11 protein-coding genes are annotated in these 13,282 nt (G+C 52.8%); 8 read left to right on the top strand and 3 right to left on the bottom strand.

The window, feature by feature from the left end; translation table 11 throughout:
* Positions 1-262 precede the first annotated feature (262 nt).
* The gene (msrP, locus tag GmarT_RS05860) at positions 263-1,270 is read left to right on the top strand and encodes a protein-methionine-sulfoxide reductase catalytic subunit MsrP (RefSeq protein ID WP_149302476.1); all 1,008 of its coding nucleotides are present in this window, start codon (positions 263-265) and stop codon (positions 1,268-1,270) included.
* An 87-nt stretch (positions 1,271-1,357) separates the two neighbouring features.
* On the opposite strand, the gene GmarT_RS05855 is transcribed toward msrP, so the two are convergent.
* Positions 1,358-2,092: a Bax inhibitor-1/YccA family protein gene (locus GmarT_RS05855; RefSeq protein WP_044240222.1), complete on the bottom strand. Its 735-nt coding sequence runs from the start codon at positions 2,090-2,092 to the stop codon at positions 1,358-1,360.
* Positions 2,093-2,385: 293 nt separating this feature from the next.
* Here GmarT_RS05855 and GmarT_RS05850 point away from each other — a divergent pair, with 293 nt between their 5' ends.
* The 3 genes from GmarT_RS05850 to GmarT_RS05840 all read left to right on the top strand — a co-directional run bounded on the left by GmarT_RS05850 (position 2,386) and on the right by GmarT_RS05840 (position 7,785).
* Positions 2,386-6,252 carry a hydantoinase B/oxoprolinase family protein gene (locus GmarT_RS05850; protein ID WP_002649196.1) on the top strand — a complete coding sequence of 1,289 codons (3,867 nt, stop codon included), beginning with the start codon at positions 2,386-2,388 and terminating at the stop codon, positions 6,250-6,252.
* 192 nt (positions 6,253-6,444) lie between these two features.
* Positions 6,445-6,981 (top strand): peptidylprolyl isomerase, encoded by a 537-nt coding sequence (locus GmarT_RS05845; RefSeq protein WP_002649197.1) that lies wholly within the window; start codon positions 6,445-6,447, stop codon positions 6,979-6,981.
* A gap of 3 nt (positions 6,982-6,984) precedes the next feature.
* Positions 6,985-7,785 carry a putative hydro-lyase gene (locus GmarT_RS05840; RefSeq protein ID WP_081459626.1) on the top strand — a complete coding sequence of 267 codons (801 nt, stop codon included), beginning with the start codon at positions 6,985-6,987 and terminating at the stop codon, positions 7,783-7,785.
* Positions 7,786-7,811: 26 nt separating this feature from the next.
* Here GmarT_RS05840 and GmarT_RS05835 read toward each other — a convergent pair whose 3' ends face one another.
* Complete coding sequence (locus GmarT_RS05835) at positions 7,812-8,108, bottom strand: hypothetical protein (RefSeq protein WP_149302475.1); 297 nt, start codon at positions 8,106-8,108, stop codon at positions 7,812-7,814.
* Positions 8,109-8,504: 396 nt separating this feature from the next.
* On the opposite strand from GmarT_RS05835, the gene GmarT_RS05830 reads away from it, so the two are divergent.
* The 4 genes from GmarT_RS05830 to GmarT_RS05815 are packed head-to-tail and all read left to right on the top strand — an operon-like array spanning position 8,505 to position 12,346.
* The gene (locus tag GmarT_RS05830; protein WP_002649201.1) at positions 8,505-9,425 is read left to right on the top strand and encodes a dihydrodipicolinate synthase family protein; all 921 of its coding nucleotides are present in this window, start codon (positions 8,505-8,507) and stop codon (positions 9,423-9,425) included.
* 60 nt (positions 9,426-9,485) lie between these two features.
* Positions 9,486-10,436, top strand: a complete 951-nt coding sequence (mch, locus tag GmarT_RS05825) for a methenyltetrahydromethanopterin cyclohydrolase (protein WP_002649202.1) — start codon at positions 9,486-9,488, stop codon at positions 10,434-10,436.
* 35 nt (positions 10,437-10,471) lie between these two features.
* Positions 10,472-11,389: an ATP-grasp domain-containing protein gene (locus GmarT_RS05820; protein WP_002649203.1), complete on the top strand. Its 918-nt coding sequence runs from the start codon at positions 10,472-10,474 to the stop codon at positions 11,387-11,389.
* Between the two features lie 36 nt (positions 11,390-11,425).
* Positions 11,426-12,346 carry an inositol monophosphatase family protein gene (locus tag GmarT_RS05815; protein WP_002649204.1) on the top strand — a complete coding sequence of 307 codons (921 nt, stop codon included), beginning with the start codon at positions 11,426-11,428 and terminating at the stop codon, positions 12,344-12,346.
* On the opposite strand, the gene GmarT_RS05810 is transcribed toward GmarT_RS05815, so the two are convergent.
* Entirely contained in the window at positions 12,337-13,092 is a 756-nt protein-coding gene (locus GmarT_RS05810) for a class I SAM-dependent methyltransferase (RefSeq protein ID WP_081459627.1), read from the bottom strand. The genes GmarT_RS05815 and GmarT_RS05810 overlap by 10 nt on opposite strands.
* Positions 13,093-13,282 lie beyond the last annotated feature (190 nt).

The raw sequence follows: 13,282 nt of genomic DNA, 5'->3' as shown, positions 1-13,282 counted from the left end.
ACTCTTACGCCGTATGTCAAAATGAGAAGACTGGCTGAACTTTTCTACGTAAACGAACACCTCTAACTTCGGAATACTGGCGGTCTGACAAAGATATAAAGATTGAAGCAATCAACCAAACAGGCTATTTTGCGTGTAACTTGACGGTTATACTGATATTACCGGCAACTTCGATTTGAAATACCTCCCTGAAAGAACCAGTAAAGCAGCAGTCTCGCCTTAGATGGTTCTTCACTCAGCTGACTCACGACAAGGAACTTCGATGAATCACCACATCCGAAAAATCTGGAACGTTCCAGAACACGAGCACACCCCTGTCGAAGTGTTTCAAAACCGGAAACTATACCGCCGGGAATTTCTGCAGCGCATGGGAACAGGACTGGGCATCGCCGGCTTTGCTGGTTTGCTCGCAAGCTGCGAACAGGCAACCAAAGAAGAAATCGAACAGGCGGGAGCGACGACTCCTCTACCCCAAGCATCAGGGTCGATTTATCCAGCACAGCGAAATCCTGCATTCAAATACGGGCGGCCCGAGACTGACCCCATTGAAGCGGAAAAATTCACCAACTTCTACGAGTTCACCGGCCCCACTTCCAAACAGGCCTGGAAATACGTGGAGCATTTCCAAACCGCTCCCTGGTCTGTCACCGTGGAAGGGGAATGCGCAAAGCCGCGTACATTCGATCTGGATGACCTGTCTAAAGAGTTAAAATTTGAAGAACGCGCCTACCGACATCGCTGTGTTGAAACCTGGGCCATGTGTGTGCCCTGGACCGGTTTCCCGCTGGCCAGTCTGTTAAAACTGGTGGAACCGAAAGCGTCTGCGAAATTTGTCGCCTTCGAAACGTTCAACAAACCCCAACAGGCTCCTTATATGGAATCCAGCGGCCCGGGAACCTGGCCATGGCCTTACACGGAAGGCTTGACGATGCCCGAAGCAATGAATGATCTGGCCTTCATTGCCACGGGCCTGTATGGAGCCCCCTTACTCAAACAGAACGGCGCCCCCATTCGACTGGTCGTCCCTTGGAAGTATGGATTCAAGTCGGGTAAATCCATCGTAAAAATCAGACTCACCAAAGACCAGCCCGCGACGTTCTGGAATACCGTCAACCCTGAAGAATACGGATTTGTCGCGAACGTAGAACCCGACGTACCCCATCCCCGCTGGAGTCAGCGTACAGAATGGATGCTGGGAACCGAAAAACGCTACGACACGAAACCCTTCAATGGTTACGGCGAATATGTCGCCAGCCTGTATACAGGCTGAAAAGCAGAGTTTCAAATTAAAAAAGCCCCGGCAGATCGCTCTGCCGGGGCTTTTCATTTTTATCTCAAATCAGACATTCATTCAGACTTAGTCATCTGAAGTAAACATCATGACGATTCGCAGCACGTACCAGAACAGTGTGGCAACAGAGGCAAACAGTGCCAGTGAAGCAGACACATACTGATCGGTCGAGTAATGATGCAGAATGTTCGAAGTATCATAGAGAATGTAACCACTGAGCAGAATGACCATCGCAGCTGCAAACCAGATTCCCAGTGAGAAGCCGAACAGCGACGCACCGATGGCAATTCCGATTGCTGCCAGACCGGCAATCGTCAGGAAACCTCCCATGAAGGAGAAGTCGGCCCCGGTCACAAACACATAGGCGGTCAAGCCACCAAAAATACACAGGGTAATAATCGCCGCAATGGGAATTACGGTGGGATTAGCAAACTGAGTCGCGATATACAAAATCGGGACAAAGATCAACGCTTCTGCAACAATGTATAATCCCAGGCCTGCATACTGCACAGCCAGCGATTTCGCGCTGGAAGCCATGGCGCTGGCAACCCAACTGGCTGCCATGAAAGCGATCAGTACCAGCCACCAGTTCCCACCAATGGCGCCCATCATGCCTTCCACGAGAGCTTTGTTGCTGAACAGGATGAATTCCAGGCCCATAAAGGCGAAAATTGCACCGGTGAGGTGCATGTAGGTCTTGCGGATAAACGCGGCGCGTTCGGAAGCAATTGCGTCAATGGCAAAGACACCGCCACCCGCCGTTGTATCCTGGTCATAATAATCAGGAGTGTAGTTGTTCATTGACAGTTTTCTCCAAGTGAGTGAGAAGGGATGTTCCAGACGAACACAGTTTGGGTCATCAGTTTCGATCAGTCTGCTTTCGCCACTTTTACATCCGCGGCTGGCAGGCATGCTAATTATAGATCACGGTGCACAAAATTCAAGTACAAGTAAATACTCTTTTGCTGCAGGTATTTTATACGCTGCTTTTATTCTACCACCGGGTGCAGCACTTTCGTTATCGCGGGTAATCTGTTCTGATACTTTATACGCAAGTTTACATCAGAGAATTCAAAAAATTCTAGAAAATAATTGTGAAAGCCTACGAAATATTTGATGAAATGATTGAATTTAAATCAGAAAAGACAAATCAAAAATGGGAATTCTGGATCGATGTCGGCGGTACCTTCACAGACTGCATCGCCCGTTCACCTGACAGCGAATTCATCCCGTTCAAGACTCTTAGTTCGGGTATCACCAAAGGTCATGTACAGGAAATTACTACCCCTGACACGATAGTCGACCCATCCCGAGTCGGCAACCCGGCAAACTTCTGGCAGGAGTATCAGATTGAATTTCTGAATAATGAGGGAGAATCCCTGCATACCGCACAAGTGACGCGGTTTGACAACCAGAGCGGAACCCTCACCTTCCACCCCGCCCTGCCTCCCACAGTACAGGTCTCCACCAGCTATGAACTCGCCTCCGGTGAAGAAGCCCCCATCCTGGCCATCCGCTGGATTCTGGGCCTGATGAAATCCGACCCGATTTCCAATATCAGCGTCAAACTGGGAACCACGCGTGGCACCAATGCGTTGCTCACGCGTAACGGTGCCCGTACTGCTTTCATCACTACCAAAGGATTCGCCGATGTCCTGCTGATCGGCAACCAGGACCGCCCTCGGCTGTTCGATCTGGCCATTCAAAAACCAGAGCCCCTCTTTGAAACCGCGCTGGAAATCGAGGAACGAATCGATGCGGAAGGCAATGTACTCCACGCCCCCGATCCCGCTCGTATCCGTCAGCAACTTGAGCAACTCAAGGCAACCGGCGTGGAATCGCTGGCGATCTGTCTGCTGCATTCATTTGCCAACCCCAGGCATGAGGAACTGGTCGCCCGCCTCGCTGCCGAAGTCGGCTTTGACGAAATCAGCGTGTCCAGTCGCCTGTCGCCTCTCATCAAAATCGTCTCCCGCGGCGATACGACCGTCATGGACGCCTATTTAAATCCAATTCTCAAGGACTATATTCGCAAACTCCGCACGCCACTCAAAAGCAGTGAGTTGAAACTCATGACGTCCGCCGGCGGTCTTGTCGATGCGGATCATTTCGTCGGCAAAGACAGTATTCTCTCCGGTCCTGCAGGAGGTGTGATCGGTTATTCGCGTGTCGCGGAAACAGCCGGTTTCCCCCGATCCATCGGCTTTGACATGGGAGGCACGAGTACCGATGTCTCCCGCTTCGACGGCGAATATGAGCGGGAATTCGAAACCACGAAAGCAGGTGTGCGGATCGTGGCCCCTATGCTGAGTATTGAAACAGTCGCCGCCGGTGGAGGCAGTATCTGCGGCTTCGATGGCATCAAACTCCACGTCGGTCCTGACAGTGCCGGTGCGGATCCTGGTCCCGCCTGTTACGGGCGGGGCGGCCCGCTCACCGTCACCGACCTGAACCTGTACCTGGGCAAAATTATCCCAAGTCGCTTTCCCTTCGTCTTAGACAGGCAGTCTGTTGAGCAGCGTCTGACGCAGCTCTGCGAAGAGATTGCTGCTTCTCCCATGGGAAAAACCTACACCCCACTCGAACTGGCAGAAGGTTTTCTGCAGATTGCAAATGCAAACATGGTTCGCGCCATCCGTAATATCTCGGTGGCCCGGGGCTATGATCCCGCCGATTATGCCCTGGTCAGTTTCGGGGGCGCAGGTTCGCAACATGCCTGTGCCATTGCCCGTTCACTCGGCATTCATGAAGTTCTGATTCATCCCTATTCAGGAATCCTCAGCGCGTTTGGCATCGGACAGGCTGATGTGCGACGGTTCGGACAGCAGTCGGTCCTGCAGACCTGGTCCGCCGATCTCAAACAGGAACTGCAGCGGCGATTCACAGAACTCGATGAGAGTGTTTACGAAGAAGTTCGCGCCGAAGGCATTCCCCCGGAACGCATTGATGCCCCCCTGCACTCATTGGAAATGCGTTATCTGAGAACTGATGCGACGATTCAGGTTCACTGTCAGTCGGGGCAGGACGAATTCACCCGGTTTGAACAGGAACATCAGCGTCTCTACGGTTACACCCACAAGAGTCGGGCCATCGAAGTCACCGCGATGCGTACGGAAATTATCGGACGCATGGAGGAACCCAACCTCCCGGAATCAGAACTCATCAATCGCAGCCCCACACCATTGGAAACGACACAGACCTGTTTTCAGGGAACCATCCAGCCCACGGCAGTCTACCTGCGCGAAGATTTGCATCCCGGTGATCAGATCTCAGGCCCGGCGATTATCTGTGAAGCGATTTCCACTGTCATCATTGACCCCGGCTTCACAGCCAGCATTCTCTCCCGCGGTGAAACACTGATCCAGGAGACATCTGACGGTACAACGCCTCCCGCCAAAATAGCGACGACTGCCGACCCGGTCATGCTGGAAATCTTCAACAACCTGTTTGCTTCCATTGCCGAACAGATGGGCATCACGCTGCAACGAACCTCAATCTCAACCAATGTCAAAGAACGCCTCGATTTCAGTTGTGCCGTCTTTTCCGCAACCGGCGATTTGGTGGTCAACGCGCCCCATATCCCCGTGCATCTGGGCGCCATGAGTGAAACCGTCAAACGCATCATCGCCGACAACCCGGACCTGGCACCCGGAGATGTCTTCGTGACCAACGATCCTTATCGAGGTGGCTCGCATCTTCCCGATGTAACCGTCATCACTCCCGTGCATCACGCAGAATCAAACGAACTGATCTTCTTCACCGCCAGTCGTGCACACCATGCAGAGATCGGGGGGATCGTACCCGGCAGCATGCCACCGTTTTCGAAAACACTGGCAGATGAAGGTGTGCTGATTCGCAATTTCAAGCTGGTCGACCAGGGAACATCTCGCGAAGATGCTTTGCGGGAACTGCTGAAATCGGGCGCGTTCCCTTCCCGCTCGGTCGAAGATAATCTGGCAGACGTCTCTGCCCAGGTTGCCGCCAACAATTGTGGCGTGAGTCTGCTGAACGACCTGGTTCGTCGCTACTCGCTGAGTGTTGTGCTGGCTTACATGAAACATATCCAGCAGGCAGCCACGGAAAAAATGCAACTTGCCTTATCTGAGATTGAAGATGGCGTTTACTCCTTCACAGATCATCTGGATAACGGCGTGCCGCTTACAGTCAAAATCACGATTAAAGGCTCCAGCGCCGTGGTTGACTTCACTGGCACCGGACCGGTTCTGAAGACGAACCTGAATGCCAATCGGGCCATTGTGAATGCCGCCGTGCTGTATGTCTTTCGCTGTCTGATTCAGGAAGATATCCCGCTGAACAGTGGCGTGTTGGCTCCCATCAACATTGTTCTTCCGGAATGTTTTCTCAATCCCCCCGAACGGGAGACGCCCGCAGAATGCGCGGCGATGGTGGGGGGCAACGTGGAAACTTCACAGCGCACCGTCGACACTCTGCTGGGCGCGCTCAACAAAGCAGCCGCCAGCCAGGGGACCATGAACAACCTGACGTTCGGTGATGAGACATTCGGCTATTATGAAACCATTTGTGGCGGAAGCGGCGCGACCGCCGCGCAGGATGGCGCTGACGCCGTGCATACCCACATGACAAATACCCGACTGACAGACGCCGAGATTATCGAACGCCGCTACCCGGTGCGATTGCACGAATTTTCCATCCGCCAGGGCTCCGGAGGCGCGGGCCAACACCACGGCGGTGCGGGCATTATTCGTCAGATTGAATTCCTGAAACCGTTAAAGATTTCACTGATCTCAGAACGGAGGGGAGAATACGCGCCCTTCGGTCTGGCCGGCGGTACTCCGGGGCAGATTGGGGAAAATCTGCTGCAGAAAGCGGACGGATCCACGACGGAGTCACTGGGAGGAAAATTCTCTCTCTCCGTTGCAGCAGGCGATATACTGACGATCAAAACCCCAGGTGGCGGCGGATTTGGCACACCTGAGTAATCAGTTTTTGCTCTACAATCTGTTCACCAACTCAGACTGTTTCCGGTATTCCCCGACCTGGAAATTCAGGTTCTGGGCATAATTGCGACCATCTGCTTTGTGATTTTTCTTGTCACGCGGTAAGGTGAGCGTAGGGCCAATTTATCAGAAATTCTTACAGACAACCCCAATTTAAAGAGAAGGAAAATCATCGTGTCCGAAAACCGTCGTGCCGAAGTGGATGCCGCATTGGCTGAGGTTGATTTTGAAAAATTCAACTATCAGGTCGTGTTCGAAACCACGAAAGGTACTATCAAAATGGACCTGTATCCCGATGTGGCCCCGGGACACTGCAAAAACATCATTGGTCTGACGAAAATCGGCTTTTATGATGGTATTATTTTCCACCGGGTCATTCCCGATTTCGTCGTCCAGATCGGCTGCCCGCAGGGTACAGGAACTGGTGGACCCGGTTATACTATCGACGCAGAGTTCAATAATCTGCCCCACGAAACCGGCATCCTCTCCATGGCTCGCACCAGTGATCCCAATTCAGCCGGCTCACAGTTCTTCATCTGCCTGGGACGTGTCCCCCACCTGGACAACCAGTACACCGTCTTCGGTAAAACCAGTGATGCTGAAAGTGAAGCCGTCGTTCTGTCGATTGGCGAAGTCGAAACGAATCACAACGACCGACCGCTGGAAGATGTCAAAATCACTGGCTCAAAAGTCATTGCCACTGCAAAGTAGTTGATGATGAGCGTTGACCGAACGGCTTTCAAGACAGGCGCTCTCGTGCGACAGGCATGTCGCAGCGGAGAATTCACCGGGCAGACATCGGGGCTCGCCCCCGGGTTTGCCCAGGCGAATCTCGTCATACTCCCCCAGGCAGAAGCCCGACAGTTTCAGGAGTTCTGTGAGAAGAACCCCAAACCCTGTCCTCTGCTGGAAGTCACAGCACCGGGTGATCCCTGCCCGCATCGACTGGCAGAAGCGGCCGACTTGAGGACCGATCTCCCCCGCTATCGTGTCTGGCGTCGCGGGGAACTTGTGGATGAGCCCACAGAAATCACTTCGCTCTGGCAGGGTGACATGGTGGCATTCCTGATCGGTTGCTCCTTTACCTTTGAAGCGGCATTGATCGCAGCCGGGCTTTCCGTGCGACATATTGATCAGGGTGTGAACGTTCCCATGTATCGCACGACGATTCCATGTGAATCAGCGGGAATGTTCAGCGGCCCGCTGGTGGTTTCAATGCGTCCCTTCAAACCAGCGGATGCCATTCAGGCCGTCCAGATCACCGGGCGATTTCCCGCCGTCCATGGTGCCCCTGTGCATCTGGGATTTCCAGAACAGCTGGGTATAACGGATCTTTCATCACCCGATTATGGAGATGCCGTCACTGTGGGACGGGATGAACTACCTGTCTTCTGGGCGTGTGGCGTGACTCCGCAGGCGGTACTGATGCAGGCCAAACCGGAATTTGCCATCACGCACAGCCCGGGCTGCATGTTCGTTTCTGATCTGAAAGACAGCGACCTGGCAGTTGATTAAGTAAGTCAGCCCGAAGCTCGCTTGATTCAGGAATGCGATTCGACTTCGGAAGATTCATGAGCAGACACATTCTGATCCGGCAGATGAATCGAACGGATGCGATAATCTTCCCACATGAGTGAGTAAGCAAAGCAAGGCTCACGGTCGAGACTGAAAGCCACAGGCTGACTTTCCCAGAAGCTCATCAGGTTACCGCGAGGGGGACTGGTATAGAGCCGACGCTTGCAATCCGGACAGACCATGCCGAACGGTGTGGCCTGGTCTTCTTCGCATTGATGGTTGAGACAAATTGTTTTTTGTGGTTCATTTCTCATACGAGCCAATTATATCGAACCGGTATCAGACCACTCCAGTTCTTTTTTTAATTACTCATACAAAATTCTCTGAATCGCAGTGGTTGACCTGTTTGTTTCTGAAGAATGTGCAGACTGTGGAAAGAGAAAATCCCCTGTATTCCTCAGAACCGGCCCAAGCAGCAATACAGGCACCTGATTCCTGGTCAAATCCACTCTGACTGCCAGATTCCTGCACTCAAGCCCCTTGATTCATCGCATCCTGGAATCCAGTTTGGTATAAATTAATCCCAGTCTGAACCTGATTCCGGGCTCAGCACATACATTATTCAGGGAAAAAGGAACCTGCAGATCCGGTCGCCTGGCTCCGCAGTTTCCAGAATGGATCCCTGTTTGTTTTGAATTTAGACTCTGGTATGAGATCCTATGGCAATCAACCTTTCCGAACAACTGAAGGGAGTGCTCCCTCCGGTCATTACACCACTGACCCCCGAACGCAGGCTGGATACAGCTTCTGCTGAATCCGTTTACCGGTTCATGCTCGACAAAGGGGCTCATGGACTGTTTCTGTTTGGCACATCTGGTGAAGGACCTCTGCTCTGTGAAGCAGACCGTCACGAGGCAACTGAGATCGCAGTCAAAGTTGTGAATGGCAGTGTTCCCCTGCTGGTGGGAGTCATTGCTCCCGGCACCGAACAGATTATAGAGCAGGCGAAAGTCGCAAAAGCACAGGGCGCCGATGCCATCGTCGTCTGCCCTCCGTATTATTACCCTGCCAGCCAGAAGGACATGCTCGTCCATTATCGTACGATTCGGGAAGCCGTCGATATCCCCATTTTTGCCTACGACATCCCCGTGATGACAAAAGTCAAAATCGAAATGGATACGCTGATGACCCTGGGCAGAGAAGGCACTGTGATTGGTGTGAAAGACTCCAGCGGAGACGCCGTCAGTTTTCATCGTCTGGTGGCCAGCAAACCTGCTGGCATGAAACTGTTTACCGGAGCAGAGATGCTGGTCCACGCTGTGGTGCTGGCCGGTGCAGACGGAACCGTGCCGGGACTGGCGAATGTCGGACCGGAGTTGTTCGTCCAACTCTACGAAGCAGCCGCGGCCAACAACCATCAGGAAGCGGTCCGGTTCCAGGAAGCCATCGTCCGGTTATTTGAAGTGTTTGTCTGCCCCGATGGCACGATGAATGTCGGTTACATCATTGGTTCAATGAAAACTGCACTCCGCCTGCGCGGCGTGATCGAACACGACACCCTGTTCCATCCGTTCCCGGCCTGTACTCCGGAACTGATTGAACGTACCCGCACGATCATGACGGAAGTAGGTTGCCTGTAATCACCTTCCCCGGACGCACTCCTTTTCTCTTGCATCGTACCCCGAATTGAATGAAACATTATGAGCGGAGTTTTAAACGAACGAGCGTGCCTGTTGACAGAACAGCTGCTTGCCAGAGCGGGTGAACTGAAAGTCATACCGCATGCCCTGCAGAACGGCGCGATCGTTGTGGATTGTGGAGTGGAAACTCCCGCAGGTTTACAGGCCGGTTTATTGCTGGCCCGCATCTGCATGGCCGACCTGTGCAGCATACAACTGGCTCCGGGAGAACTGGAAGGACTCTCGCTGCCTTACCTGCAGGTTCAGACCGACCACGCCGTCGAAGCCTGCCTGTTGAGTCAGTATGCCGGTTGGAAAATTGATGTCGATAAGTTTTTCGCAATGGGCTCTGGCCCGATGCGGGCTGCCGCTGAAGTGGAGGACCTGTATCGAGTCCTGGCATTTGGTGAATCACCCGCCCGGACAGTCGGCGTGCTGGAAGCCAACACCTTACCCGGCGTAGATGTAGTTGAGAAAATTTCCAAAGCAACAGGTGTCGATCCCAAAGACATCGTGCTATTAGTCGCGCCCACATCCAGTATCGCAGGCAACATGCAGGTCATCGCCCGCTCTGTGGAAACCGCCATGCATAAACTGCTGGAATGTAAGTTTGATGTGCATCGAGTGCAGGCCGGGTTCGGGACGGCTCCCCTGGCACCGGTCGCCCAAGACCATCTGACAGGGATCGGACGAACCAACGACTCCATCCTTTACGGCGGTTCCGTCACCCTGTGGGTTACCGGCGATGATGAATCACTGCAGGAAATCGGTCCCTCTATTCCTTCCAGTTCCGCTGCCTGTTATGGCAAACCATTCCTGGACGTCTTTGCAGAAGCCGATCATGACTTCTATGAAATTGACCCCAGTTTCTTCAGCCCCGCGGTCATCATTTTCCAGAACCTGGATACCGGAAACGTATTTCAGTTCGGCCAGATGAACACAGGTCTTTTGAAAAACAGTTTTGGATTCTAACTTTTCGATATCCGTCTCAATATGGAATAACGTTCGTGCAGATTGCCATTCTGGGAAATCAGATCAGCTGGTACTGCGATCAACTCCAGCAGGCAGCCCGCGCACGAGGACACGAAGCGTCCAAAATTGAATTCCGTGATATGGCTGCTTTCGTCAATCACTCTGCCTGCGAACAGTTTTTCAGTTACGATGCAGAACAGACACAGATTAATCTGCCGCACTTCGACTGTCTGATCATCCGCACGATGCCCCCGGGTTCACTGGAACAGGTTGTCTTTCGCATGGACATGCTGGGCAGGCTGGAACAGGCAGGAGTCACTGTTTTTAATTCTCCGCGTGCCATCGAATGTGCCGTCGATAAATATCTGACGACATCCCGACTCGCAGCCGCCGGCCTGCCTGTCCCTGCGACTGCGATCTGTGAAACTTCAGAAACAGCGTTGCAGCATTTTTCACAGTTGGGAGGAGATGTGGTCGTCAAGCCGCTGTTTGGCTCGGAAGGACGAGGCATTTTTCGCATCAGCGATCCCGATCTCGCCTATCGTTCGTTTCGCACACTCGAACGTACCCAGGCGGTAATTTACCTTCAGCAGTATATCGCCCATCCCGGTTATGACCTGCGAATCCTGCTCCTGAACGGTAAAGTGATTGGTGCCATCCGTCGACACGGGAATAATGATTTTCGCACCAATGTATCTCGCCAGGGGCAGGCTGAACTCTACCATCCCACTGATCGGGAAATCGAACTGGCGATCCGCGCAGCATCTCTCACGGATGCCGAATTTGCAGGCGTCGACCTGCTCTCTCCCGCGGATGCTCCTGAAGAATGTTACCTGCTGGAAGTCAATGCCGTCCCCGGCTGGAGAGGCTTTCAGTCGGCAACACACATTGATGTCGCGACGCTGGTCATTGAATATCTGGAACAGAAACGAAACAATAAGCCATCTGCTTGATTTTTAACTTAAAATTATTCTGAAACGAGTATTGAAATGGAATTGAACGCACTACTGACCGCCCTGCAAACCCACCTGCCTGAAATTCTCCGCTGGTCAGGAGCGATCGCAAAGCGTTTGAGGCACTTCAACATTGCCGTCGAAAATAAAACGTCAGGCAGCGCCTTGACCGACGCATTGACGCTGGCAGACCTGACGCTGCAGGAACTGATTGTCGCAGCATTACGGGACCGCGATCCAATATTCTGCAACTGTCGCATCGAAGCAGAAGAAAAGACGGGCGACCTGCACCGTTTTGCACAGGACTCACCTTATGTCATATCGATCGACCCGATTGATGGGACCAAACAGTATCGCGATAAAACAGCTGACGGCTATTGCGTGATGGTTCACCTGCGCGACAGCGAGACCGTCCACTATTCCCTGGTATATATTCCCGAGACCGGCGAACAGGGAACCTGGGTGGAAGCGGTCCACCAGAGTGTTGTCTGTGGTCCCGATGATCTGAGTCGCCCGGCCCGGGAGGTTCTGGATGACATGCCTGCCATCGATCCTGCCACACGTCCCGATTCCCCGAAAATCTACCTCATCGGCTTTCAGGATAAAGACACCTCTAATGCAGAACTTGTCACAGCAACCGGACTGGAAGGCGTACCGCCTGAAGAGATGCCGGGCAGTATTTATGATCATCTGGCGACCGGCGCATTCGGGGGGTCACTGATTCATACTCCGAATGTCTATGATTTCCCGGTTTCGCTGCATATCGCCCGGATTCTCGGCGGAGATGCAGTCTGGGTTCACAACGGAGAGTCCGTTAATTTTCACGAACACTGGATGGATGAGCGGGCCGACATGCTGCGTCTGCCTGGCATCACTGCCTGCAGTGCCAATCCAGAGACACTTAAGACACTTTGTGAACTGGCAAAAGACTGGAGCAAAGTTCGCTATCAGGACTGAGCGTCGGTCGGTTCCAGAGGCTTAGTGGCCTCCACAATAATGCCACCCAGTTTCAGAAACTGATGGATCGGAGTAAACCAGTGCTGCTCTTTCCAGGGCAGTCCCGATTCTTCAAAAGCCTGTTTGAGCTCGATCCGGTTGTAGGTGCGACATTTCCAGGTGCGACTGTTGAGCATGCCGGAGAATTTGTCCTCCGTCGCCAGTAGAAACAGACTGCCTCCCGGCTGCAGCACGCGATGAATTTCTGTCAGACCATGCCGGGGATCAGCCACGTACTCCAACACCCAGCCACAGGTCACACAATCGAATGATTCATCCTGAAAAGGCAGATTCGTCATATCAGCCGAAAGATAATTCGGGCGGGGGCTGTCCATGCGGACTCGTGCCCGTTTCAGCATCTGATGCGACAGATCACAGGCGACCAGCCGGGCATCGGGATGCGTTTCCCGTAATAAATGTCCCAGAATCTGCCCTGCCCCTGAACCGATATCCAGAATGCTGCGGAATTCAGTCACATCAAAACGTCGCGTCTTGATAATGCGACCCACCAGCGGATCATGCAGAGATAATTTGCTCGCCAGATAGAGCACGGCGCCGGCAGGGCCATCGTATAACTTACGCGTCGTCGACTGAAACTGACTCTGATCGATCTGATCGCCACCGCCAAATTCAATCAAAGAACGTAGAGACTTCCTCAAACGAAGTCGTTTAGGAGTATTTTTACGGGGAGAACTTAAAGGAGCCATAGTTCGAATTGCTTATCAAATCAGGAGAACGGTGTGAGGTCGGGAGGGAGCCGCGACCTGCTGATCGTAGCCATCTTAACGCCACGGAAACCGGAAATCGTTATGATTTCCGGTTTTCTTAATATTCTCTAAAGAAGACTTCTTCTGTAAGCGTCATAAACGGTCCAATGATAATACCTTATGAATATCA

Origin of the sequence: Gimesia maris, assembly GCF_008298035.1 — a bacterium.
GTDB classification, from domain to species: Bacteria; Planctomycetota; Planctomycetia; order Planctomycetales; family Planctomycetaceae; genus Gimesia; species Gimesia maris.
The sequence above is the reverse complement of the archived record's forward strand: the minus strand, read 5'-3'. Positions and strand labels throughout refer to the sequence as shown.